Annotated in this window: 20 protein-coding genes and 1 pseudogene; 7 read left to right on the forward strand and 14 right to left on the reverse strand. The window is 73.0% G+C overall.

The annotated features are described in order from the left end of the window. Positions 1–21: 21 nt before the first annotated feature. The 8 genes and pseudogenes from mutM to AC3YNX_RS14475 all read right to left on the reverse strand — a co-directional run. Positions 22–906 (reverse strand): annotated as a pseudogene (mutM, locus tag AC3YNX_RS14440) (bifunctional DNA-formamidopyrimidine glycosylase/DNA-(apurinic or apyrimidinic site) lyase); the annotation flags it as partial. Next, positions 907–1,668: a ribonuclease III gene (gene rnc / locus AC3YNX_RS14445; RefSeq protein WP_489995884.1), complete on the reverse strand. Its 762-nt coding sequence runs from the start codon at positions 1,666–1,668 to the stop codon at positions 907–909. 16 nt (positions 1,669–1,684) lie between these two features. Continuing rightward, positions 1,685–1,864 (reverse strand): 50S ribosomal protein L32, encoded by a 180-nt coding sequence (gene rpmF / locus AC3YNX_RS14450; protein ID WP_127782706.1) that lies wholly within the window; start codon positions 1,862–1,864, stop codon positions 1,685–1,687. Positions 1,865–1,866: 2 nt separating this feature from the next. Continuing rightward, positions 1,867–2,499: a YceD family protein gene (locus AC3YNX_RS14455; RefSeq protein WP_489995885.1), complete on the reverse strand. Its 633-nt coding sequence runs from the start codon at positions 2,497–2,499 to the stop codon at positions 1,867–1,869. Between the two features lie 176 nt (positions 2,500–2,675). After that, complete coding sequence (locus AC3YNX_RS14460) at positions 2,676–3,377, reverse strand: DivIVA domain-containing protein (protein WP_489983377.1); 702 nt, start codon at positions 3,375–3,377, stop codon at positions 2,676–2,678. A 118-nt stretch (positions 3,378–3,495) separates the two neighbouring features. Then, complete coding sequence (gene coaD, locus AC3YNX_RS14465; protein ID WP_127782703.1) at positions 3,496–3,984, reverse strand: pantetheine-phosphate adenylyltransferase; 489 nt, start codon at positions 3,982–3,984, stop codon at positions 3,496–3,498. Further along, a complete protein-coding gene (gene rsmD / locus AC3YNX_RS14470) occupies positions 3,981–4,547 on the reverse strand; it encodes a 16S rRNA (guanine(966)-N(2))-methyltransferase RsmD (protein WP_127782702.1) in 567 nt (188 codons plus the stop codon). The genes coaD and rsmD overlap by 4 nt, the downstream gene beginning before the upstream one ends. Continuing rightward, positions 4,544–7,918, reverse strand: a complete 3,375-nt coding sequence (locus tag AC3YNX_RS14475) for a pyruvate carboxylase (RefSeq protein ID WP_489995886.1) — start codon at positions 7,916–7,918, stop codon at positions 4,544–4,546. The genes rsmD and AC3YNX_RS14475 overlap by 4 nt, the downstream gene beginning before the upstream one ends. Positions 7,919–8,107: 189 nt before the next feature. Here AC3YNX_RS14475 and AC3YNX_RS14480 point away from each other — a divergent pair, with 189 nt between their 5' ends. From AC3YNX_RS14480 to AC3YNX_RS14505, 6 genes are all read left to right on the forward strand, one after another. Further along, positions 8,108–8,476 (forward strand): hypothetical protein, encoded by a 369-nt coding sequence (locus tag AC3YNX_RS14480; protein ID WP_206518130.1) that lies wholly within the window; start codon positions 8,108–8,110, stop codon positions 8,474–8,476. Further along, the gene (locus AC3YNX_RS14485) at positions 8,469–8,906 is read left to right on the forward strand and encodes a hypothetical protein (RefSeq protein WP_489983380.1); all 438 of its coding nucleotides are present in this window, start codon (positions 8,469–8,471) and stop codon (positions 8,904–8,906) included. Before AC3YNX_RS14480 ends, AC3YNX_RS14485 begins: the two co-directional genes overlap by 8 nt. Before the next feature lie 587 nt (positions 8,907–9,493). Continuing rightward, positions 9,494–13,465, forward strand: coding sequence for a Pls/PosA family non-ribosomal peptide synthetase (locus AC3YNX_RS14490; RefSeq protein WP_489995959.1), 3,972 nt, complete (start codon positions 9,494–9,496; stop codon positions 13,463–13,465). After that, positions 13,462–14,214 carry a BPL-N domain-containing protein gene (locus tag AC3YNX_RS14495; protein ID WP_489995887.1) on the forward strand — a complete coding sequence of 251 codons (753 nt, stop codon included), beginning with the start codon at positions 13,462–13,464 and terminating at the stop codon, positions 14,212–14,214. Before AC3YNX_RS14490 ends, AC3YNX_RS14495 begins: the two co-directional genes overlap by 4 nt. Further along, positions 14,211–15,569, forward strand: a complete 1,359-nt coding sequence (locus AC3YNX_RS14500; RefSeq protein WP_489995888.1) for a heparan-alpha-glucosaminide N-acetyltransferase domain-containing protein — start codon at positions 14,211–14,213, stop codon at positions 15,567–15,569. The genes AC3YNX_RS14495 and AC3YNX_RS14500 overlap by 4 nt, the downstream gene beginning before the upstream one ends. Further along, the gene (locus AC3YNX_RS14505) at positions 15,566–16,381 is read left to right on the forward strand and encodes a BPL-N domain-containing protein (protein WP_489995889.1); all 816 of its coding nucleotides are present in this window, start codon (positions 15,566–15,568) and stop codon (positions 16,379–16,381) included. The genes AC3YNX_RS14500 and AC3YNX_RS14505 overlap by 4 nt, the downstream gene beginning before the upstream one ends. A 12-nt stretch (positions 16,382–16,393) precedes the next feature. Here AC3YNX_RS14505 and recG read toward each other — a convergent pair whose 3' ends face one another. Together recG and AC3YNX_RS14515 are read right to left on the reverse strand one after the other, a co-directional pair. After that, on the reverse strand, positions 16,394–18,616 hold the full coding sequence (gene recG, locus AC3YNX_RS14510; RefSeq protein WP_489995890.1) for an ATP-dependent DNA helicase RecG: 2,223 nt from the start codon (positions 18,614–18,616) through the stop codon (positions 16,394–16,396). 4 nt (positions 18,617–18,620) lie between these two features. Further along, the gene (locus AC3YNX_RS14515) at positions 18,621–20,252 is read right to left on the reverse strand and encodes a DAK2 domain-containing protein (RefSeq protein ID WP_206518128.1); all 1,632 of its coding nucleotides are present in this window, start codon (positions 20,250–20,252) and stop codon (positions 18,621–18,623) included. A gap of 199 nt (positions 20,253–20,451) precedes the next feature. On the opposite strand from AC3YNX_RS14515, the gene rpmB reads away from it, so the two are divergent. After that, positions 20,452–20,643, forward strand: coding sequence for a 50S ribosomal protein L28 (gene rpmB / locus AC3YNX_RS14520; protein WP_127782694.1), 192 nt, complete (start codon positions 20,452–20,454; stop codon positions 20,641–20,643). Positions 20,644–20,716: 73 nt separating this feature from the next. On the opposite strand, the gene AC3YNX_RS14525 is transcribed toward rpmB, so the two are convergent. The 4 genes from AC3YNX_RS14525 to AC3YNX_RS14540 are packed head-to-tail and all read right to left on the reverse strand — an operon-like array spanning position 20,717 to position 23,137. Further along, entirely contained in the window at positions 20,717–21,358 is a 642-nt protein-coding gene (locus tag AC3YNX_RS14525) for a homing endonuclease associated repeat-containing protein (protein WP_127782693.1), read from the reverse strand. 49 nt (positions 21,359–21,407) lie between these two features. After that, positions 21,408–22,085, reverse strand: coding sequence for a uracil-DNA glycosylase (locus tag AC3YNX_RS14530; protein ID WP_489983385.1), 678 nt, complete (start codon positions 22,083–22,085; stop codon positions 21,408–21,410). Positions 22,086–22,119: 34 nt separating this feature from the next. Next, complete coding sequence (locus tag AC3YNX_RS14535) at positions 22,120–22,641, reverse strand: gamma carbonic anhydrase family protein (protein ID WP_127782691.1); 522 nt, start codon at positions 22,639–22,641, stop codon at positions 22,120–22,122. A gap of 10 nt (positions 22,642–22,651) precedes the next feature. Next, the gene (locus AC3YNX_RS14540; protein WP_489983386.1) at positions 22,652–23,137 is read right to left on the reverse strand and encodes a GNAT family N-acetyltransferase; all 486 of its coding nucleotides are present in this window, start codon (positions 23,135–23,137) and stop codon (positions 22,652–22,654) included. Between the last annotated feature and the right edge of the window lie 13 nt (positions 23,138–23,150).

Genomic DNA, 23,150 nt, shown 5'->3' on the forward strand with positions numbered 1-23,150 from the left:
GGTGGGTGTCCGGCTGCTGCTGCGGCGGGCCCGCGGCGGCGGCTGGCAGGACGGGCAGCTGAACGAGGAGCGGTTCATGAAGCTCTCCCGCACGATGCTGCGCCCGCACCGCGGGCACGGCCGGCCCGCCTGGCCGTAGGCCGCCAGCGAGCGGTCGAAGTAGCCGGAGTCACCGTTGACGTTGACGTAGAGCGCGTCGAAGGACGTCCCACCCTGGGCCAGCGCCTCGCGCATCACCTCGGCGGCCCGGCTGAGCAGCTCGCGGGCCTGGGCGCGGCTGAGCCGGTCGGTGGGGCGCCGGCCGTGCAGCTTGGCGCGCCACAGGGCCTCGTCGGCGTAGATGTTGCCGATGCCGGAGACCAGGGTCTGGTCCAGCAGCGCCCGCTTGACCTCGGTGTGCCTGCGCCGCATCGCGGTCACCGCGGCCTCGGCGTCGAAGTCGGGGTCCAGGGGGTCGCGGGCGATGTGGGTGACCGGGCGGGGCAGCAGGACGCCGTCCACCGGCTCCAGCTCCTCCACCGCCCAGCCGCCGAAGGTGCGCTGGTCCACGAACCGCAGCTCGCTGGCCGGCTCGTCGGCGGTGGCCCGCAGCCGCACCCGGATGCGCAGGTGCTTCTCGTCCGGGGCGCCCACCGGCTGCACCCGCATCTGCCCGCTCATGCCCAGGTGCACCACCACGGCCTGCCGACCGCGCTCGGCGGTGTCGGCCTGCAGCCACAGGTACTTGCCCCGACGGTCGGCGCTGACCAGGCGCGCGCCGAGCAGGCCGAGCACGAGGTCGTCGGCGCCGGCGAGGTGGCGCCGCACCGCACGGGGGTGGCGAACCTCGACGGACTCCACGACGTGGCCGACCACGTGCTCGACGAGGCCGCGCCGGACCACCTCGACCTCGGGCAGCTCGGGCACTCAGGCTCCGGAGGGGGAGGTGGTTCCCTCAGCCTCGACGGGGGTCTCGGCCGCCGACAGGGCGCGCCAGGCGGTGGAGGCGGCCTTCTGCTCCGCCTCCTTCTTGCTGCGGCCGGAGCCCACCCCCAGGGTGTCCCCCGAGACGAGCACGCGCGCCTGGAACTCCTTGAGGTGATCGGGGCCGCTGGACTGCACGTCGTAGACGGGCACGCCCAGGCCGCGCTCGGAGGTGAGCTCCTGCAGGCTGGTCTTCCAGTCCAGGCCGGCCCCCAGCAGCGGCGCCTCGGTGAGCAGCGTGTCGAACAGCCGCTCCACCACCTCGCGGGCGGTCTCGATGCCGTGCTGCAGGTGGATGGCCCCCAGCAGCGACTCCATGCCGTCGGCCAGGATGCTGGTCTTGTCCCGGCCGCCGGTGAGCTCTTCGCCCTTGCCCAGCAAGAGGTACGCACCGAGCCCACCCTCGCCGAGGGTGCGGGCGACCCCGGCCAGCGCGTGCATGTTGACCACGCTGGCCCGGATCTTGGCCAGCACACCCTCGGACTTGTCCGGCAAGGTGCGGTAGAGCCGCTCGGTGACTGCCAGCCCGAGCACGGAGTCCCCGAGGAACTCCAGCCGCTCGTTGGTCGGCAGGCCACCGTTCTCGTACGCGTACGAGCGATGCGTGAGTGCCAGCGTCAGCAGCTCGGGGTCGAAATCGACCCCGAGTGCCGTCAGCAGCGGACCGCGGTCGAGAACCGCTCCGTCTGTGTGCTTGCTACCCACCGTTGATCCCGCGGACTCAGACCGCGGTGACCTGACGGTTGTTGTAGGTGCCGCAGGACGGGCAGGCGATGTGCGGGAGCTTCTGCTCGCCACACGCCCGGTTGGGGCAGGTCACCAGGGTGGGAGCAGTGGTCTTCCACTGGCTACGGCGGTCCCTGGTGTTGGCACGGGACATCTTGCGCTTCGGGACGGCCACGACTACTTCTCCTCGAGATCGGTTGGCGCACCGTCATCGGTGCTGTGCTTGGCGCTGGGCTCCGGAACACCGGCCTGGTCGAGCTTGGCCGACAGCGCGGCCCAACGGGGATCTATGGTCTCATGCCCGTGCCCGGGTTCTGCAATCGCCAGCTGAACACCACACTGGGCGCACAGTCCGGGGCAGTCCTCCGAGCACAACGGCTGCAGCGGCAGGTCGAGCACGATGGCCTCGGTGACGGCCGGGGCGAGGTCGATCAGCTCGTCCTCGACCATCCTGGCCTCGTCGTCCTCCTCGGCCTGCTGCGGCGTCTTGGACGGGTAGTAGTACAGCTCGGTGAGGGTGATCTGCACCGGCCGGGTGAAGGTCTCCAGGCAGCGCGAGCACTCGCCGACCGCCGACGCGGCGACGGTGCCGCTGACGAGCACGCCCTCCATCACCGACTCCAGGCGCAGGTCGAGCTCCAGCGGGTCGCCCTGGGGCACCGCGATGAGCTCCAGCCCGATGCGTTCCGGGGCGTCGACGGTGCGCTCGACGGTGCGCATGCTGCCCGGCCGGCGGCCGAGCTCGCGGGTGTCCAGCACCAGGGGTGCAGACGGGTCCACGTGCGTGCCGGAGTGACTGTGTGCTGGCATGACGGCTGCTCGTGTCTCCTTGCAGGTCTCAGTTCGTGGGTGTCTCACGTGGGTGCTCACGGGAGGAGCTCCGGGGCGCGACGGTGCGCCCAGCGGTACCGCGGTGTCGCCGGCTCTGCACCGGGCAACCACACCACGATACGCGCGAGGCAGGGTGGCCGCGCTCGGCCGGGCGCTCAGCTGCGGTAGTCGGGGGTGCCGAGCCCGGCCCGCAGCTGCTGGCGGCCGCGGGTGATGGTGCGCAGGGTGCCGGTGAGGGTCTCCTCGAAGGTCGCCAGCTTGGTGTCCACGTAGACGTCACACTCCGCGCGCAGGCGGTCGGACTCGTCGTGGGCGGCGTCGATGATCTTGGCCGACTCGTCCCTGGCCACCTGGACGATCTCGGTCTGCGACACCAGGCGGCGCTGCTCGGCCTCGCCCTCGCTGACCGAGCGCTCGTAGGAGCTCTCGCCGGCGGTGACCATGCGCTCGGCCTCGGCCCGGGCGCGGGAGGTGAGCTTCTCGAACTCCCGCTCGCCCTCGTCGATGGTGCGCGAGGCCTGCCCCTGGGCGTCGGTGATGATCTGCTCGGCGCGGTCGCGGGCCTGCGTCACCATCCGCTCGGCCTCGGCGCGGGCACTGGCCAGCGTGGCCTTGGCCTCCGCGTTGGCCGCGGCGACGGTGCTCTCGGCCTCGGCGCGGGCGTCGCCCACCACCTTGTCCCGGTGGTCGATCACGTCCTGGGCGTCGTCGAGCTCGCCGGGGATGGCGTCACGCACGTCGTCGAGCAGCTCCAGCACGTCCCCGCGCGGCACCACGCAGCCCGCGGTCATCGGGACGCCGCGCGCCTCTTCGACGATGGCGACCAGCTCGTCGAGCGCCTCGAAAACCCGGTACAAACGTCAACCCCGATCATCAAAGGAAAGTGCGAGTCAACCCGCTCGGCACAGTGTGCCCGCCCGCGCCGGGCTCAGCGGGCACCGCCGGCGGCGTGTCGTCACCGAGCGATTCGCGTGGTCACTGAGAGGCGTTGGCGGCCAATCGTTCCAGCAGCCGGGTGTGCACCAGATCGGGAAGCAGGTGCGAGACGTCACCACCGTAGGTGGCCACCTCCTTGACCAGCGAGCTGGACACGAAGCTGTACAGCGGGTTGGTGGAGATGAACAAGGTGTCCACCCCGGAGAGCTGCTGGTTCATCTGCGCCATCTGCAGCTCGTAGTCGAAGTCGCTGACTGCGCGCAGGCCCTTGACGATGGAGCGCAGGCCGTGCGCCTTGGCGTAGTCGACCAGCAGGCCGTGCGAGGAGTCCACCCGCACGTTGGGCAGGTGCGCGGTGCACTCCCGCAGCATGTCGATGCGCTCGTCCACCGTGAACAGGCCCTGCTTCTTCTTGTTCACCAGCACCGCGACGACGAGCTCGTCGAACAGGTGGGAGGACCTCTCGATGACGTCGAGGTGCCCGTTGGTGACGGGGTCGAAGGAGCCCGGGCAGACCGCACTGCTCATGGCACGGGACCGTAACAGGCGGCGATCTCAACCCTGGTCTCGCCGTAGGTCTTCACCACCTCCGGCTGCAGCCCCTCCGGCCACTCGGTGACCGCACCCCTAGCCGACCTCTCCAGCACCACCAGCGAGCCGTCGGCGACGAAGCCGTCGGTCACCAGCGTCTGCAGCACCCGGGCCACGGCCTGGTCGGTGACCGCGTAGGGCGGGTCGGCGAGCACCAGGTCGTAGGGCTGCTCCGGCGGGGTGCCCAGGGCGGCCGCCACGCTGCAGCAGCGCACCGTCGCCCCGGGCAGGGCCACGGTGCTGACGTTGTTGCGGGCCACGGCGGCGGCGCGGGCGTCGGACTCCACCAGCAGCACCTCTCGGGCGCCGCGGGAGAGCGCCTCCAGCCCCAGCGCACCCGAGCCCGCGTACAGGTCCAGCACCCGGGCGTCGTCGAGGTCGGTGCGCGCGTGCAGCGCGCTGAAGATGGCCTCCCGCACCCGGTCGGAGGTGGGGCGGGTGCCCTTGGTCGGGACCGTCAGCCGCCGCCCCTTGGCGGACCCGGCGATGATCCGCGTCACTCCAGAACCACGAGCAGGTCGCCGCCCTCCACCGAGGAGACCCCGCTCAGCGCCACCCGCTTGACCGTGCCGGCCACCGGCGCGCTGATGGCGGCCTCCATCTTCATGGCCTCGATGGTGCCGATCGGGTCACCCTCGGCAACCTCGGCACCCTCCTGCACCGACAGGGTGACCACGCCGGCGAAGGGTGCAGCCACGTGCCCGGGGACAGCGCGGTCGGCCTTCTCGGTCACCGGGGCGTCCGAGGCGACGCTGTGGTCGCGCACCTGCACCGGGCGCAGCTGCCCGTTGAGGGTGCACATCACCGACCGCATGCCCCGCTCGTCGGGGTCGGAGATCGCTTCCAGGCCGATCAGCAGGCGCACCCCGGGCTCCAGCTCCACCTCGTGCTCGGCGCCGTAGCGCAGCCCGTAGAAGAACTCCCCGCTGGCGAGCACCGAGGTGTCGCCAAACTGCTCGCGGTGCTCGACGAACTCCCGGGTGGGCCCGGCGAAGAGCAACCGGTTGAGGGTCTCCCGCGGAGCGTCCCGCAGCTGCTGCTCGTCCTCGGCGGTCAGCTCGGGTGTGGGCGCGGCCTCCGCCCGACCCTCCAGCGCGCGGGTGCGGAACGGCTCGGGCCAGCCACCAGGGGGCACGCCCAGCTCGCCGCGCAGGAAACCAATGACCGAGTCGGGGATGTCGAAGCGCTTGGGGTCGGCCTCGAAGTCCTGCACCGACACCCCCGCGCCGACCAGCTGCAGGGCGAGGTCGCCCACCACCTTGGACGAGGGGGTCACCTTGACCAGGTGGCCGAGCATCCGGTCGGCCCCGGCGTACATCGCCTCGACCTCCTCGAAGCGCTCCCCCAGCCCCAGCGCGATGGCCTGCTGGCGCAGGTTGGACAGCTGCCCGCCGGGGATCTCGTGGTGGTAGACCCGTCCCGTCGGCGCGCTGAGCCCGGCCTCGAACGGCGCGTAGACCCGGCGCACCGCCTCCCAGTACGGCTCCTGGTCGCACACCGCCTGCAGGTCCAGGCCGGTGGCCCGCGGGGTGTGGTCGGTGGCCGCCACGATGGCCGACAGCGCGGGCTGGCTGGTGGTGCCGGCCATCGAGGCCATGGCGCCGTCCACCGCGTCGGCACCGTGCTCGGCGGCGGCCAGGTAGGTGGCCAGCTGGCCGCCGGCGGTGTCGTGGGTGTGCACGTGCACCGGCAGGTCGAACCGCTCCCGCAGCGCGCCCACCAGGGTGGCGGCAGCCGGGGCGCGCAGCAGCCCGGCCATGTCCTTGATGGCCAGCACGTGCGCACCGGCCGCCACGATCTGCTCGGCCAGGCCCAGGTAGTAGTCCAGCGTGTAGAGCTTCTCCGCCGGGTCGGACAGGTCGCCGGTGTAGCAGAGCGCCACCTCGGCGACCGCGGTGCCGGTGGCGCGCACGGCGTCGATGGCCGGGCGCATCTGGTCCACGTCGTTGAGGGCGTCGAAGATTCGGAAGATGTCGATGCCGGTGCTGGCCGCCTCGGCCACGAAGGCGTCGGTCACCCGCTCCGGGTAGGGGGTGTAGCCCACGGTGTTGCGTCCGCGCAGCAGCATCTGCAGGCAGATGTTGGGCACCGCCTCGCGCAGGTCGGCCAGCCGGTCCCACGGGTCCTCGGCCAGGAACCGCAGCGCCACGTCGTAGGTGGCGCCGCCCCACGCCTCCAGGCTCAGCAGCTGCGGCGTCATCCGGGCGACGTGGCCGGCCACCGCCAGCATGTCCTTGGTGCGCACCCGGGTGGCCAGCAGCGACTGGTGGGCGTCGCGAAACGTGGTGTCGGTGACGGCGAGGGCCTTCTGTGCCCGCAGGTCGGCGGCGAAGCCCTCCGGGCCCAGCCGCAGCAGCCGCTGGCGGGAGCCGTCCGGCGGCGGTGCGTCCAGGTCGATCGTGGGCAGCTTCTCCAGCGGGTCCACCGCCACCGGCACCTCGCCGTTGGGCTGGTTCACCGTGACGTCGGCCAGGTAGGTGAGCAGCTTGGTGCCGCGGTCGGCGGAGGCGTTGGCGTTGAGCAGCTGGGGGCGCTCCTCGATGAAGGAGGTGGTGACGCGCCCGGCCCGGAAGTCCGGGTCCTCCAGCACCGACTGCAGGAAGGGGATGTTGGTGGACACCCCGCGGATGCGGAACTCGGTGACCGCCCGTCGTGCCCGGGCCACGGCGGTGTCGAAGTCGCGGCCGCGGCAGGTCAGCTTGACCATCATCGAGTCGAAGTAGGCGCCGACCTCGGCGCCCAGGGTGGTGCCGCCGTCCAGCCGCACCCCCGCGCCGCCCGGCGAGCGGTAGGCGGTGATGCGACCGGTGTCCGGGCGGAAGGCGTTGTTGGGGTCCTCGGTGGTGATCCGCAGCTGCACCGCGGCACCGTGCAGGACGATGCCCTCCTGCGCCAGGCCCAGGTCGGCCAGCGACTCCCCCGCGGCCACCCGCATCTGCGCCTGCACCAGGTCCACGTCGGTGACTTCCTCGGTGACCGTGTGCTCCACCTGGATGCGGGGGTTCATCTCGATGAAGACGTAGTTGCCGTCGGCGTCCAGCAGGAACTCCACAGTGCCCGCGCAGGAGTAGCCGATGGCGGTGGCGAAGCTGACCGCGTCGTTGCACATCCGCTCGCGGAGGGCCGGGTCCAGGTTGGGCGCCGGTGCCATCTCCAGCACCTTCTGGTGGCGACGCTGCACCGAGCAGTCGCGCTCGTAGAGGTGGATGACGTTGCCCTGGCCGTCGGCGAGCACCTGCACCTCGATGTGGCGGGGGTTGAGCACCGCCTGCTCCAGGAACACGGTGGCGTCGCCGAAGGCTGACTCCGCCTCCCGCATGGCGGCCTCGATGTTCTCCCGCAGGTCCGCCGGCTCGATCACCCGGCGCATGCCGCGCCCGCCACCCCCGGCGACCGCCTTGACGAACACCGGGAAGGTCATGTCCTCGGCGACCGCCAGCAGCTGCTCCACGTCATCGGTGGGCTCGCTGGACGCCAGCACCGGCAGGCCGGCCTCCCGGGCCGTGGCGATGGCCCGCGCCTTGTTCCCGGTGAGCTCGAGGACCTCGGCGGAGGGGCCGATGAAGGTGATCCCGGCCTCGGCGCAGGCCGCCGCCAGGTCGGGGTTCTCGGAGAGGAAGCCGTACCCGGGGTAGATGGCGTCGGCGCCGCAGCGCTGGGCCACCGCAATGAGGTCGGGCACCGAGAGGTACGCCCGGACGGGGTGGCCCTCCTCGCCGATCTGGTAGCTCTCGTCGGCCTTCATCCGGTGGCCGGAGTTGCGGTCCTCGTAGGCGAAGACGGCGACGGTGCCCGCCCCCAGCTCGTAGGCCGCACGAAAGGCACGGATGGCGATCTCGCCACGGTTGGCAACTAGCACCTTCTGGAACATGGTCGCTCGCCTCTCAGGTGACGTGCCTGGCAACGCTACCGGGTGGTGCCGGTCATGATGCCGAGCCGGACGCGCCGGGTGCTGACGAGCAGCACGTGGCCTTGCCCACCCGCAGCCGCGGGCGCCGTCCCCGGCCGCCACGTGCCGCCGTCGATGGCCGATACTGACCGGCATGAGGAAGCGCGGGCAGTGACGGGGCTGCTCTCCGGCACCATCTCGGTCGGCGCCCTGCTCGGGGCGCTGTGGTGCCTGGTCATGCTCATGCTCAGCGGCCCCAAGGGCCACCGGCTGCTGCTGGGTTGGCTCGCCCTGGTCGAGGTGGCGCTGGTGGTCCAGGCGGTGGTCGGCATCAGCAAGATCTTCGGGGAGCACCGGCACATCGCCAGCGCCACCTTCGTGGGCTACCTGCTGGGCGCGCTGCTGATCCTGCCGGCGGCCGGGTGGTGGTCGCTCGCCGAGCGGAGCCGGTGGGGCGTGGGAGTGCTGATGGTGGGGTGCCTGGTCATCCCGGTGCTGGTGGTCCGGATGAACCAGATCTGGTCGGGCTACGGTGCCTGAGCGCTGGGGTGACACCCCCGCCGCGCCGCGCACCCGGGCCGCCGCCACTCGCAGCGGCCCCGGCCGCCTGCTCATCGCCGTGTACGCGATCTTCGCCCTCTCCGCGACGGCCCGCTCGGTCGTGCAGCTGGGCACCCAGCTCGACCGCGCTCCGCTGGCGTACTCCCTCTCCGCGCTCGCCGCGCTGATCTACGTGCTGGCCACGGTCACCCTGGCCCGGGGCGGCGCGCTGTCCCGACGGCTGGCCACCACGGCGATCACGGCGGAGCTGGTGGGCGTGCTGGCGGTGGGCACGGCCAGCCTGGTGTTCCCGGACGCCTTCCCCGATGCCACCGTGTGGTCGGACTTCGGCGCCGGCTACGGGTTCGTCCCGCTGGTGCTGCCGGTGCTGGGCCTGTGGTGGCTGCGGCACACCGCCCGGCACCCCTGACCGTCTCGGGGCCGGTGGGCGCAGCTGCGTGTGGTGGCGTGTTCCGGAAGGCTCACCCACTGTCATCTCGACCACCCTCGGTGATGCCCACGGACAGAACGGGACCGCCCGAGGCTGGTCGCGGCACCCGGTCCGTGCGAAATGCCCACGGCCCCACCGTGGGCGAGGCTCCGCGCACTCACACCGTCGGCAGCGAGGCCGTCGAATTGTTCAGCACAGCGTAGACAATGGTGTGACATTGTGCCCCCGAGAGGTTGCCTGAGCACATTATCTCGCCTCGTCTATATGCACGTCAGGTAGCACGAGATGCACTTTGCGTGAGCATTTGTTCATGCGATTTTTGCTGTTGTTTAACGTGGTCCTCATGCGCTAGATTTGCGCCCGAAACAGGCTCTCCTGCGGCGGGCTCCCCCATTCTTGGCGGGACGCGCGCAGCGGAGGGCTGCGCATTGCCGGGGTGCGCTCCACCAGAACTCCGCTCGACAAGGAGCTCGATGAACACACCCGTCTCGCAAGGGGCTGCTCGTGCCACAACCACTGCAAGACCGGTCGCCAAGACTGCGCAGCGACTCCACCAGTTCTTCGAGATAACTTGCGACAGAACGCCTCTCAGCATCGCTGTGGACTGGGAGGGGGTCTTGGTCAGCTACGCCGAGCTCGAGGCGAGAGCAAACCGGTTGGCCCACCACCTCGTCTCACGCGGCGTCAGGCCGGGTGCACGGACAGCCATTCTTCTGCACCGATCACTCGACACCTACATCGCATTGCTGGCGATTGGCAAGGCGGACAACACATTTGTTCCGATTGACCCCGCAGCGCCGGCCGATCGCGTGGCATTCATCATCGCCGACGCCGGGGTCGAGTTCGTGGTCACGTCGTCCTCGCTGTCGAGTGCCCTTCCCGCAATGGCGTGCACCACAATTGAGGTCGACACCGACCGCGCGCCCATCGAGCTGTCCCCCTCGCACCGGCGCCGCCCGGTGCCCCGCGTCGGCGACGATCCAGACCCGGACGGGGCCGACCCGGTCGCCTACGTGATGTACACCTCCGGGTCCAGCGGACGCCCCAAGGGCGTGCAGATCGCCCAGTCCAGCATCTGCAACTTCCTGCGCGTGGTGCCCCAGGTCTACGACGTCCGTCCGGCCGACCGCGTGTACCAAGGCATGACCATCTCCTTCGACTTCTCCATCGAGGAGATCTGGCCCACCTGGGCCGTCGGCGCGGCCCTCGTCGTGGGACCGACCGACTCCCGCCGGCTGGGTGCCGAGCTCGCCGACTTCCTGGACGACGCCGCCGTCACCGTCCTGTACTGCGTGCCCACCCTGCTGGCCACCATCCCGCGCGACCTGCCCCGCCTGCGCAGCGTGCTGGTCGGCGGCGAGGCGTGCCCCGCGCAGCTGGTGGAGCGGTGGAGCAGACCCGGGCGCCGGATGCTCAACACCTACGGCCCCACCGAGGCCACCGTCACCGCGACCGTCGCCGAGCTGCGGCCCCGTGCTCGCGTCACCATCGGCAGGCCGCTGCCCACCTACACCGTGGTGCTGCTCGACGACGACCGCGCCGAGGTGGCGCCCGGAGAGATCGGCGAGATCTGCATCGGGGGCCCTGGCGTGGCGCTCGGATACGTGGGCCGGCCCGACCTGACCGCCGACCGCTTCGTCCACCACCGGCTGGCGCCGGCGCCGGGCCGGCTCTACCGCACTGGCGACCTCGGGCGCCTGACGCCGGAGGGCGAGCTGGAGTACCACGGCCGCGCCGACGCCGAGGTGAAGATCCGTGGGCACCGCGTCGACCTCGGCGAGATCGAGAGCGTGCTGCTCGAGGACCCAGCGGTGACCGAAGCCGTGGTGGCGCTGACCGCCGACTCTGCCGACGTCGGCTCCTCCGGCGAGCTGGCCGCCTACGTGGTGCAGGGCGCTGGGGTCGAGGTGCCCCGCGACGTGCTCACCGAGCGTCTGCACGAGCAGCTCGTCCAGCGGCTGCCCGCGTACATGGTGCCCGTGTTCCTCGACGTCGTGAGCGCCCTGCCCACGATGCCCAGCGGCAAGGTCGACCGCACCAGGCTGCCGCGACCCGCCCGTCGCCTGGCGCTGCGCGGCGGGCCCGTGGTGGAGCCGGAGGGCCCGGTGGAGGAGCAGGTGCGCACCGCCTGGGCTGCGGCACTCGGGCTCGAGCCCGAGGCGCTGTCGGTGGAGGCGAACTTCTTCAGCGACCTCGGCGGCCACTCGCTGCTCGCCGCGCAGGTGGTCTCCCGCCTGCGGGAGGTGCCGGAGAGCGCGGGGGTGGCGCTGCGCGACCTCTACGACCACCCCACCGTGCGGGGCATGGCCACCCAGCTCGCGGCCCGGTCGGGCCACCGCACGGCACCCACCCGCCCGCGGCCGCGGGCGCTGCGGCACAGCACCCGGCGCATCGCGGTCGCCGGCGGCTGGCAGGCGGCGTCCATCTACCTGCTGCTGCTGGTGGTGACCCTCCCGGTGGTCTACGTCTACACCGAGAACGACGGCTTCGTCTCCGTCGAGGTGCTGGCCCAGCTGCTGGTCGCGATCCTCGTCAGCTACCTCAACGTGCGCTGGGTCCTGCCCATCCTGGTCGGTCGGCTGATGGTGGCCGGCATCAGACCGGGCCGGTACAAGCTATGGGGTGTCACCTACCTCCGGATCTGGTCGCTGAACCTGCTGCTGTCCATCAGCCCGCTGCCCGTGCTCAGCGGCTCACCGCTGGCCGCGCCGTACCTGCGGCTGCTCGGGGCCAAGATCGGCACGCACGCGCAGATCGCCACCAGCGCGATCAGCCTGCCCAGCATGCTGCGCATCGGCGACCGCGCGGCCGTCGGCTACGGCGTGTCCCTCAACCCCTGGCGGGTGGAGGACGGCTGGGTGGTCGTCGAGCCGATCACCATCGGCAGCGACGCCTTCGTCGGTGCCCAGGCAGTGCTGGACCCCGGCGCGACGGTGCAGGCCGAGGCCGCCCTGGGCGAGCTATCGGTGCTCAGCGACGGCGAGACGGTCCCTGCCGGCCACCGGTACGCGGGGTCGCCGGCGGAGCCCGTCGACCGGCTGTCGGTGACCGTGGAGTCGATGCTGGTGGACGAGCCCTGCCGCGACGGCTGGCGGCCTGGGCAGCTCGCGGCGGTGGCCGTCGGCGTCTTCGCCCTCGAGATCGCCGCCATCGCCATGATCGTGCCCAGCGTGGCTCTGGTGTGGTGGGCGCTGCTGGCCTTCGGGGTCATCGCCGGGCTGCTGGCCACCCTGCTGGCCGGGCCCGTCTTCGTGCTCACCGTGTGCGCGGTGGTGCTGGTGGGCAAGCGGGTGATCCTGCCGAGCCTGCCCCTCGGGGCGCACCCGCTGCGCTCGGGGCTGGGCGTGCGCAAGTGGCTGGCGGACAAGCTCATCGAGTTCAGCCTGATGTTCACCAACTCGCTGTACGCCACGCTGTACACGGCGCCGTGGCTTCGGCTGCTCGGTGCCGACATCGGCCGCGGTGCCGAGGTGTCCACCGCCGCGCACCTCGACCCCGACCTGCTCACGCTCGGCGACGACAGCTTCGTGGCCGACATGGCCAGCCTCGGTGCCGCCACCTTCGTGGGGGGACGGGTGATGTTCCAGCGCACCGAGATCGGCGACCGCTCGTTCGTGGGCAACGCGGCCGTGGTCGCGGCGGGTGCCAGCATGGGCGACGGCTCCCTGGTCGGGGTCTGCACGGCGCCCCCGGAGTCCGGGGTGCCGCCGGGGACGTCGTGGCTGGGCTCCCCCGCCATGCGGCTGCCGGTGCGCCAGGACAGCGGCTCCTTCCCCGAGGAGCTCACCTTCCGGCCCACCCGCCCGGTGGTGCGCCACCGCCTGCTCATCGAGCTCCTGCGGGCCACCCTGCCCGCGTCCGTGCTGGGCGTGAGCTTCTACCTGTACCTGTGGGTGCTCTCCGACGTCACCCGCGGTCGGGACATCGCGGTGCCCGCGCTGGTGTCCCCCCTCGTGACCATCCTGTCCGGGCTCGCGGTGGTGGCCTTCTGCGTGGCGGTCAAGCGCAACTTCATCGGCACCTACCGCCCCCGCGTGGAACCGCTGTGGAGCCGTACGGTCCGCCACAGCGAGCTGGTCACCGGCCTCTACGAGGCGGCTGCGGTCCCGGCGGCCGTGGGGATGCTGGTGGGAACTCCCTTCCTGCCTCCGCTGCTCCGCGCGTTCGGCGCCAAGGTCGGTCGCGGCACCTGGATCGGCACCACCTACCTCACCGAGTTCGACCTCGTGGAGATCGGTGACGACGCCGTCATCGGGACCGAGGTGTCGCTGCAGACGCACCTGTTCGAGGACCGCGTGATGAAGATGTCGGTGGTCACCGTGGAAGCGGGGGCCACCGTCGGCACCCGGGCGGTGGTGCTCTACGACGCCGTGGTCGAGCGTGACGTCTCGCTCGGGTCGCTGTCGCTGGTGATGAAGGGCGAGCACCTGCCCGCCACCACCGAGTGGCGGGGCATCCCCGCCCAGGTGGTGGACCGGCTGCCGGGCGGCGGGCAGGCAGGCACCGGCCTGCTGGCGGCTGTGGGGGCAGCGCGATGAGGCGGTGGCTCGGGCGCACCAGCGCGGAGCCGGCGGCCACGCGGGCCGGGCCCGCGCCCGACGGCGCACCGCTGGCGCTGGTGTACCGCGGACCTGCCTCGGTGCCCGGCTGCTCCGAGGCGGTCGCCGAGCTGCTCAGCGCCAGCCGCTGGGGCTTCGCGGTGCGCTACGTCGGACCCCACGAGCCGCATCCCCTCAGCGCCGCGACCTTGACGGGGGCGGCGGTGTACGCGCAGCCGGGGGGCGCCGACCTGGGGCCCGCCTACCGCCGGCTGCGCAAGCACCGGCACGACATCCGCGGGTACGTCCAGGGCGGTGGCCGGTACCTCGGTTTCTGCCTCGGCGGCTACCTCGCGGGCGCCACGCCGGGGTTCAAGCTGCTGCCCGGCGACACCGACCAGTACGTGGTGAGCCGCGGGGCCACCGTGCGCACCACCGACGACACCCTGGTGGAGGTCTGCTGGGGCGACGACCGGCGGGTGCTGTTCTTCCAGGACGGACCGCACTTCGAGGTCTCTGCCGACGAGGGGACCACGGTGATGGCGACCTACCCGAACGGGACGGTGGCCGCCCTGGTCACCGGGTACGGCGCCGGCCGGGTCGGCGTGGTCGGCCCGCACCCGGAGGCCACCAGGGACTGGTTCACCGACGCGGGGCTGCCCGACCCCGGCCGCCGGCGGCGGGACGCCGCCGCCGCCCGCGGGCAGGACCTCGGGCTCGCCCTGGTCGACGCGGTGATGTCCCCGTGACCGCCGCCCTGCGCACGGGCGCCACCCCGACCACGGCGCTGCGGCCCTCCCCGGCGCCCCGGCCCTCCCCCGTGCCGCGCACGGCAGGCCCGGGGGCGGTGGGTCAGCTCCCCCGGGCTCGGCTGCGCGGGATCGACGCCGCGCGCGGCATCGCGCTCGTCGGGATGATGGCCATCCACTCCCTGCCCGACTTCGACCCGGACACCGGTGCGCCCACCTGGAGCTTCCTGGTCTTCGGCGGGCGATCCGCCGCGCTGTTCGCGGTGCTCGCCGGGGTGTCCGTCGCCTTCATGACCGGCCGGGCCCGGGTACGACGGGGGGCCGCGGTTCCCACCGCCGTCGGGCTGCTCGCCCGGGCGGGGGTCATCGGCTGCATCGGTCTGTTGCTGGGCTACGCCGACCCCTCGCTGGCCATGGTGATCCTGCCGTACTACGCGATGATGTTCGTCCTAGTCGCTCCCCTGGTCCTGCTGCCCACCTGGGCGGTCGCCGGCGCCGGCGTCGTCGCGGCGGTGGGGGGACCCGCGCTGACCCACGTGCTGCTGCCGCACCTGCCCGCCCCGTCGCTGGACAACCCAGGCTTCGGCGACCTGGTGCAGGGGCCCGGCCAGCTGCTCGCGGAGGTGACGCTCGTGGGTGAGTACCCCGCGCTGCCGTGGATGGCCTACCTCTGCGCGGGACTGGTGCTGGGGCGCCTGTCCCTGGACCGCGCGAGGGTGGCGCTCGCGACGCTGGTCAGCGGGCTCGTGCTCGCCGTGGCCGCGGCGGTCACGTCCTCGCTGCTGCTGCACACCTACGGCGGGGTGGACCGCATCCGTGCCGCGGTGGACGCCAGCAACCTCACCACCTCCGAGACCGAGGACGTGCTGGTCTTCGGCGGCGACGGCACCACCCCCACCTCCACCTGGTGGTGGCTCGCGCTGGACAAGCCGCACACCAGCACCCCGCTCGACCTGGCCGCCACCACCGGGGTGGCGCTGGCGGTGATCGGAGTGCTGCTGCTGGTGGGCCACCTCGCCTGGCCGCCGGTGCGCCGGGTGCTCGGCGCGGTGCAGGCGCCGCTCGTGGCCGCCGGGACGATGACGCTGACGCTGTACACCGTCCACCTCATGTTCATCAACTCCGCCCACGACACCTATCCCGCGATGACCAGCTACCTGCTGCAGGTGGTGGCGGTGCTGGCGCTGGGACTCGCGTGGCGGTCCCTCGCCGGTCGCGGCCCGCTGGAGACCCTGGCCACCGGCGCCGCCACGCGGGCGCGGCGCCGGGTCCTCGCCGTGGTCTCCGCACCACCCTCCCGCAGGTCAGGCGGACGGCACCGGCAGCGGGCCCGGCACCGGTGGGGGCCGCGGTGAGCGAGGCACGGGTCACCCGACGACAGCTGCTGCTGGGCCTGGGCGGAGCCGGCGTGCTGGCGGCGGCCGGTGGGGCGGGCGTGCTGAGCATCGACCGCGACAGCGGCCCGCTCGCCCTGGTGTACCGCGGGCCCGCGGCCACCCCGGGCTGCCCCGAGGCGGTCACCGCGCTGCTGCGCAGCGCCCACTTCCGCACCTCGTACGTGGGCCCCGACGAGGACCTGCCGCTGTCCGCGGACACCCTGGCCACGGCCACGGCGTACGCCCAGCCCGGCGGCGCCAACCTCGACCCGGCGTGGGACGAGATCAGTGCGGACACCGAGGTGATCCGGGCGTGGGTCCGCCAGGGCGGCAGCTACCTCGGCTTCTGCCTCGGCGGCTACCTCGCGGGAGCGACGCCGGGGTTCCGGCTGCTGCCTGGTGACACCGAGCAGTACGTCACCCTCGACGGGGCCACGGTCCGGACCACCCGCGACACCATCGTGTCGGTGCTGTGGCGCGGGGTGCCCCGGCGGATGTACTTCCAGGACGGGCCGGTCTTTCGGATCGCCCCCGGCGCCGACGCCGAGGTGATCGCCACCTACCTCACCGGGGAGCCGGCCGCCGTCGTCTCCTCCTACGGCAGCGGCCGGGTAGGCGTGGTGGGCCCGCACCCGGAGGCCGACCAGTCCTGGTTCGACTCCGCCGGGCTCAACAGCGCCGGCGTCCTCAGCCACGACCTGGGGATCGACCTGGTCAAGGCCACCACGTGGCGCCCCAGCGCGCAGGGTCCGGGTCCCGTGGGCCCGACCTCCACCCGGTACGGCGGGTGAGCAGACCCCCGCTCAGGCCTTGACCAGGTAGCTGACCCGCTCGCCGTCCAGGGCCGAGGTCACCATCGCGGCCAGCCCGGGGTGCGCCTGGAGGGTGGGGTCGCCAGCGACGATCAGCTCCGCCTGCTCGCGGGCGGCGGCGATCACCTCGGTGTCGCGCAGCAGCGAGAGCATCCGCAGCGACGACTTGTGCCCGGACTGCGCCACGCCCAGCACGTCGCCCTCCCGGCGCTGCTCCAGGTCCAGCTGGGCCAGCTCGAACCCGTCGGTGGTGGCGGCGACGGCCTCGATGCGCTCGCGGGAACGACTGCCCGGCGCGGCGCTGGTGAGCAGCAGGCACAGCCCGGCGTGCCCGCCCCTGCCCACCCGGCCGCGCAGCTGGTGCAGCTGGCTCACGCCGAAGCGCTCGGCGTCCATGATCACCATGGTGGTGGCGTTAGGCACGTCCACGCCCACCTCGATCACCGTGGTGGCCACCAGCACGTCGATCTCGCCCCCGGCGAAGGCCCGCATGATGGCGTCCTTCTCGTCGCTGGGCAGCCGCCCGTGCAGGGCCTCCACCCGCAACCCCGCCAGCGGTCCCGCCGCCAGCTCCGGCGCCACCTCCAGCACCGCCGACGTCTCCGGGCCCTCGCCCCCCTTGGCGGCCGCCACCTCGTCCTCCGCCGAGCCGTCGTCGCCGATGCGCGAGCACACCACGTAGGCCTGCCGACCGGCCGCCACCTCCTCGCGCACCCGCTCCCAGGCGCGATCCAGCCAGGCGGGCTTCTCCAGCACCGGCACCACCGAGCTGGCGATCGGTGAGCGCCCGCGCGGCAGCTCGCGCAGCGTGGAGACGGTGAGGTCACCGAACACCGTCATCGCCACGGTGCGCGGGATGGGGGTGGCGGTCATCACCAGCAGGTGCGGGGTGGCGCCGTCGCGGCCACGCTCGCGCAGGGCGTCGCGCTGCTCCACGCCGAAGCGGTGCTGCTCGTCCACCACCACCAGGCCCAGGTCGAAGAACTGCACGGTGTCCTGGATCAGCGCGTGCGTGCCCACCACGATCCCGGCGTCGCCGGTGACCACCTCCAGCAGCGCCCGGCGCTTGGCCGCGGTCGGCATGGAGCCGGTGACCAGGGTGACCCGGGTGGCCTGCTCGGCGCTGTCCAGCTCACCGGCACGACCCAGCGGGCCGAGCATGTCCGCCAGCGAGCGGGCGTGCTGGGCGGCGAGCACCTCGGTGGGCGCCAGCAGCGCAGCCTGGCGGCCGGCGTCCACGGCGGCGAGCATGGCCCGCAGCGCGACGACCGTCTTGCCCGAGCCCACCTCGCCCTGCAGCAACCGGCTCATCGGGTGCGTCTGGGCGAGGTCGGCGGCCACCTCCGCGCCCACCTGCTGCTGGCCCTCGGTGAGCGCGAACGGCAGCTGCCGCTCGAAGGCGGCGGCGAGGCCGTCCGGGCGCGGGGGCAGCGCCGGGGCGCTGCGCTCGGTGTCGGCGTGGCGGCGCTGGGCCAGCACCAGCTGCAGGGCCAGCGCCTCGTCGAAGCGCAGCCGCTGGCGGGCCGCGGCCAGCTCGGCCTCGTCCTCCGGCAGGTGCACCGCCCGCAGCGCCTGGCCCAGCGGCGCCAGCTGGTGCTCGGTGCGCAGCTGCTCCGGCAGCGGGTCCACCGGCTCCTCCAGCACGTCCAGCACCACCCGCACGCACTGCGCCACCGTCCAGGACGGCAGCCCGGCCGCGGAGGGGTACACCGGCAGCAGCGGGCGGGTGAAGTCGCGCTCGTCGGGCACCGCGGCCAGCCCCAGCACCCCCGAGCCCTCCGAGGAGCTGGCGGTGAGGTGGTCGTCGTCGGGCAGCAGCAGGTACTGCGGGTTGGTCAGCTGCAGCGACCGGCGGTAGCGGCTGACCTTGCCGGCGAACAGCCCGCGCCGGCCGCGGGTGAGCTCCTTGGCCAGGTGGGGCTGGTTGAAGTAGGTGCAGGTGAGCTCGCTGCTGCCGTCGGTGATGGTGAGCGTGAGGATCGTGCCGCGACGCTGTTGCATCTTGCGCAGGTCCACCTTGGCGATGCGCGCCATCACCGTGACGTGCTCGTCCTCCTCCAGCCCGGCGATCGACGTCAGCTCGCCGCGCTCGGCGTAGCGGCGCGGGTAGTGCCGCAGCAGGTCGTCCACGGTGTGCAGGTCCAACGTCTTGGCCAGGGCCTTGCCCGCCTTCTCCCCCAGCACGTGCCCCAGCGGGTCGGTCAGCTGCGCCACGGGCTCACTCCACCCCGAGCACGGCGACGTCTCCCAGCACGCCACCTGGGTAGACCACCAGCTCGACCCCGGGGTGCACCGCCTGCACGTGGTCGGCCATCTCCTGCTCCAGCGTCGCGTCCATGCCCTCCCCCGTCAGCACCGTCACCAGCTCACCACCGGCGTCGAGCATGCGGTCCAGCAGACCGCGCACCGCCTCGGACTGCTGCTCGGCCGGATCGTCCCCGCGGGCGATGAGCACCACCTCGTCGTCCAGCAGGCCCAGCACGTCGCCGGGCTCGCAGCGGCCCACCCAGGTCAGCGCCTGCTCGCGGGCCACCCGCACCGCGCCGCGACGGGTGGCGGTGGCGGCCTCGGCCATGGCCAGGGTGTCGTCCTCGTGGTCGCGGCCGGGGTCGTGCACGGCCAGCGCGGCCAGCCCCTGCACGGGTGAGCTGCTGGGCAGCACCGTCACGCCCTGCCCGGCCTTGCGGATGGCGGCCACCACGTCGATCAGCTCGCGCTGGGGCACCAGGCCGTTGGGCAGCACCGTGACGTGGCCGGCGCGGGTGTCCTCGATGGCGCTGCGCACCGCGTCCGGCTCCACCGGGCCAGGTCCGCAGCGCAGCACCACCGCGCCCTCCCCGGCGAACAGCGAGGCCGTCTCCGCCCCGGACACCAGGGCCAGCAGCGCCCGCTCCCTGGTGAGCCGGCCGCTGTCCTGGCGGGGCTCGGCGACGTCGGCGAAGCGGGCCACGGTGATGCGGTGCGGACGCCCGGCCACCACGCCGGCCTCCACCGCAGCGCCGATGTCGTTGCAGTGCACGTGCACCGAGTACAGGTCGCTGCCGTCACCCACCACCACCACCGAGTCGCCGATGGCGTTGAGGTGCTCGCGCAGCCCGGCGACCTGCTCCGGGCCCGTGCCGTCGAGCAGGTACATCACCTCGTAGTCGTGCGCCGACGACCCGCTCTCCCGCTCGGCGGTGAGCATCTCCGCGGGCCGGGCGCTGACGGTGCGCACCGGGTTGGGGGCGGCGGTGCCGGTGACCACGGCCACCAGCGCGTCGAGCATGAGCACCAGCCCCCGGCCGCCGGCGTCCACCACCCCGGCCTTGGCCAGCACGGACAGCTGCGACGGGGTGTGGGCGAGCGCCTCGGTGGCGGCCCGGGCAGCGGCGGTGGCCACCGCGGCCAGGCTGGGCTGCTCCACCCGCTGCGCGGCCTCGGCAGCGGCGTGCAGCACGGTGAGCACGGTGCCCTCCACCGGCTCGCCCACCGACGCGTAGGCCAGCTCGTCGGCCCGGCGCAGCGCCGCGGAGAGATCGGCGCCGGTGAGGCCGGCGTCGGTGGGGACGGTCTCGGCCAGCCCGCGCAGCACCTGGGAGATGAGCACCCCGGAGTTGCCCCGGGCACCGACCAGGGTGCCGCGGGCCAGAGCGGCCGCCGTGGCCGAGCAGCTCTGGCTGACCTCCTCGGGCGCGCGGACCAGGGCGTCGAGCCCCGCCCGCAGGGTGTGCAGCAAGTTGCTGCCCGTGTCGGAGTCGGCAACCGGAAAGACGTTGAGCCCGTTGATCTCCGCGCAGTGGGTGGTGAGCACCTCCACGCAGGCGTCCGCCCAGCGCCGTAGTGCGGCGGCGTCGAGCAGCTGCAGCACCTGACGTCTCCTTGGTGTGCTCCGGGGTGATCAGCCCCGTGGGCGGGTCACCTGAGACTATCCGCGTGCCCCGACAGCGCGACTGGTGCCCGGGCGGCGGGGCGGCGGGACTGCTGGTGGGGTCGTTTGTCTGAGCCGGCGTGCGCCCGCTACGCTAGCCGGGTTGTCCGTGAAGTAATGACTATCGAGGAGTCCGACTATGGCTGCCGTCTGTGACGTCTGCGCCAAGGGACCCGGCTTCGGCATGTCGGTCTCGCACTCGCACCGACGTACCAAGCGCCGTTGGGACCCCAACATCCAGACGGTTCGCGCCGAGGTGTCCCCCGGCAACCGCAAGAAGCTCAACGTCTGCACCTCCTGCCTCAAGGCGGGCAAGGTCGTTCGCGCCTGAGCTGGTTGTGTGAAACAGACCCGGTGGTTCTCCACCGGGTCTTTTTCGTGCCCGCTCACCGGCCCCAGGGCGGCTAGTGCCGTCGCTGGGCCAGCACCACCATGGCCTCGGCCTTGGCGCTGGACCACGCGCCCACGTAGTTGCGCAGCGTCTGCCCGCTGGGCGCGCCCGGCGTGCGGCGGGCCCAGGCGGTGTAGTCGGCGTAGGAGCCCGTCGGCCGCTCCGACGCGAGGTAGTCGGCCACCGCCTCCAGCACCGACTGGCGCGTCCAGCCCCGCGAGTAGCTCACCCGCCCCTTGTTGACGGCCAGGCCCGCCGCCTCGCAGCCGGCGTTCCAGGAGCCGAAGCGCTGGATGATGCGGGCGCTGGAGGGGCCGCTGGTGTTCACCGCGTCGTACTTGCTCACTGCCAGCGGGCTGCCCAGGGTGGCCGCCGCGTGCTGCAGGCAGGCGATGATCTCCGCGTCGCTGAACTCGGGCACCCGCGCCCGGGTCTCGGTGAGCAGCAGCCCCGCCTCGGACCCGAGGATCTCGCTCACCCGCTCCACCGGCACCCCCACGCCCGCGGCCACGGCGTCGCGGCCGCACCCGGGGTGCTTGCTGATCCAGGCGCGCACCGCACGCTCGGTCTGCCGGTCGTCGGTGTCCTGCTCGGTCACCACCTGTGCCCCGCCGGGTCTGCTCGTGCCGTCGGGGAGGTGGTTGCCGGGCGTCATCACTCCACTGTGCCTCACGCCGAGAGCCCGAGCCACGTCACCCGGCGTGTCAGGGCAGGCGCCAGTCCACCGGCTCCTCGCCCAGGTCCTCCAGCTCGGCGTTGACCCGGCTGAACGGGCGCGAGCCGAAGAACCCGCGGGAGGCCGACATCGGCGAGGGGTGCGCCGAGGCGATGATCGGCACGTCGCCCAGCAGCTCGGTGAGGGTGCCGGCGTCCTTGCCCCAGAGCACGGCCACCAGCGGGTCGGGCCGGTCCACCAGCGCCCGGATGGCCTGCTCGGTGATCGCCTCCCACCCCTTGCCGCGGTGCGCGGCCGACTCCCCCGGGCGCACGGTCAGCACGCGGTTGAGCAGCAGCACTCCCTGCTCGGTCCACGGCGTGAGGTCGCCGGTGCTGGGCATGGGCAGGCCCAGGTCGTCGGTGTACTCGCGGAAGATGTTGGCCAGGCTGCGGGGCACCGGCCGCACGTCCGGGGCCACCGAGAAGCTCAGCCCCACTGCGTGCCCCGGCGTCGGGTAGGGGTCCTGGCCCACGATGAGCACCTTCACCGCGTGGAAGGGCTGCTGGAACGCCCGCAGCACCGCCGCACCCGACGGCAGGTAGCGCCGTCCGGCGGCCACCTCCGCACGCAGGAACTCACCCATCTCGGCGATGTTGTCGGCCACCGGCGCGAGGGCCTGCGCCCAGCCGGCCTCCACCACCTCGTTCAACGGTCGTCCAGCCACGAGCGCAGATGCTATCCGGCGCCCGGGCGGCCGCTCAGTCCAGCCGGCGCAGCTCGTCGCGGTAGCGGGTGATGTTCTCCAGGTACTTCTGCACCACCGGAAGGGTGGAGCCCTCGGCCACCTCGTGGCCCTCCCGGATGCGGGCCGGCACCCCCAGGGCCATCGTCCGGGCGGGGACCTTGCCGTTGAAGCCCACCACCGCGCCCGCACCGACCACGGCGCCGTCGCCGACCACCGCCCCGTTGAGCACCACCGAGCCCGACGCGATCAGGCAGCCGTCGCCGATGGTGGCTCCCTCGACGTGCGCGTTGTGGCCCACCACGCAGTCCGCACCGATGTCGGTGGGGTGCCAGTCGGTGCAGTGCACCACGGTGCCGTCCTGCACGCTCGTGCGCTCCCCCACGGTGATGGTCCCGTAGTCGCCGCGCAGCACCGCCTGCGGCCACACCGAGGCGCCCGCAGCCAGCGTGACGTTGCCGATCACCGTGGCGTCGGGGTGCACGAAGGCGTCGGGGTGGACGGTGGGCGCGATGTCGCCGAGGGCGTAGATGGCCATGGGGGCGAACCTAGCCGCCGAGCACCTTGGCGTAGTAGCGGGCCGACTCCTCGTGCGCGTACAGGCCGAACCGGCCCATCTCGGTGTAGCCGGCGGAGGTGTACAGCGCGATCGCCTCCGGCTGCGCCATCCCGGTCTCCAGGATCATCCGGGTGCGCCCGTGCTGGGCGGCGGTGCGCTCCAGCTCGGCCAGCAGCGTGCGGGCGTGCCCCTGGCGTTGTGCCTGGGGCACCACGTACATCCGCTTGACCTCGGCGTCGCCGTCCTGCACGAACCGCCCGTCGGCGTCCCTGGCCCGCCAGCCGCCCATGCCGGAGGGCACCCCGTCCACCGTCAGCAGCAGGAAGAGCCCGCGGGGCGGCCGGAACTGCTCGGGCTGCAGCACCGTGTCGTCACCGCCGCCGTAGCGGCGGGCGTACTCCGCCTGCACCTGCCGCTCCAGCTCGGCCACCTCGGCGACGCCGTAGTCGACCGGGCGCAGCACCACCTGGCTCACAGCACCACCTGGC

The organism is Rhodococcus sp. Z13_19A (assembly GCF_058133575.1).

Bases quoted from the DNA above. Each gene is read 5' to 3' on its own strand.
- rpmB (WP_127782694.1), top strand. From the start codon at position 20,452: ATGGCTGCCGTCTGTGACGTCTGCGCCAAGGGACCCGGCTTCGGCATG.
- AC3YNX_RS14495 (WP_489995887.1), top strand. From the start codon at position 13,462: ATGAGGCGGTGGCTCGGGCGCACCAGCGCGGAGCCGGCGGCCACGCGG.
- AC3YNX_RS14475 (WP_489995886.1), bottom strand. From the start codon at position 7,918: ATGTTCCAGAAGGTGCTAGTTGCCAACCGTGGCGAGATCGCCATCCGT.
- AC3YNX_RS14525 (WP_127782693.1), bottom strand. From the start codon at position 21,358: ATGACGCCCGGCAACCACCTCCCCGACGGCACGAGCAGACCCGGCGGG.
- AC3YNX_RS14455 (WP_489995885.1), bottom strand. From the start codon at position 2,499: ATGCCAGCACACAGTCACTCCGGCACGCACGTGGACCCGTCTGCACCC.
- coaD (WP_127782703.1), bottom strand. From the start codon at position 3,984: ATGAGCAGTGCGGTCTGCCCGGGCTCCTTCGACCCCGTCACCAACGGG.
- AC3YNX_RS14535 (WP_127782691.1), bottom strand. From the start codon at position 22,641: ATGGCCATCTACGCCCTCGGCGACATCGCGCCCACCGTCCACCCCGAC.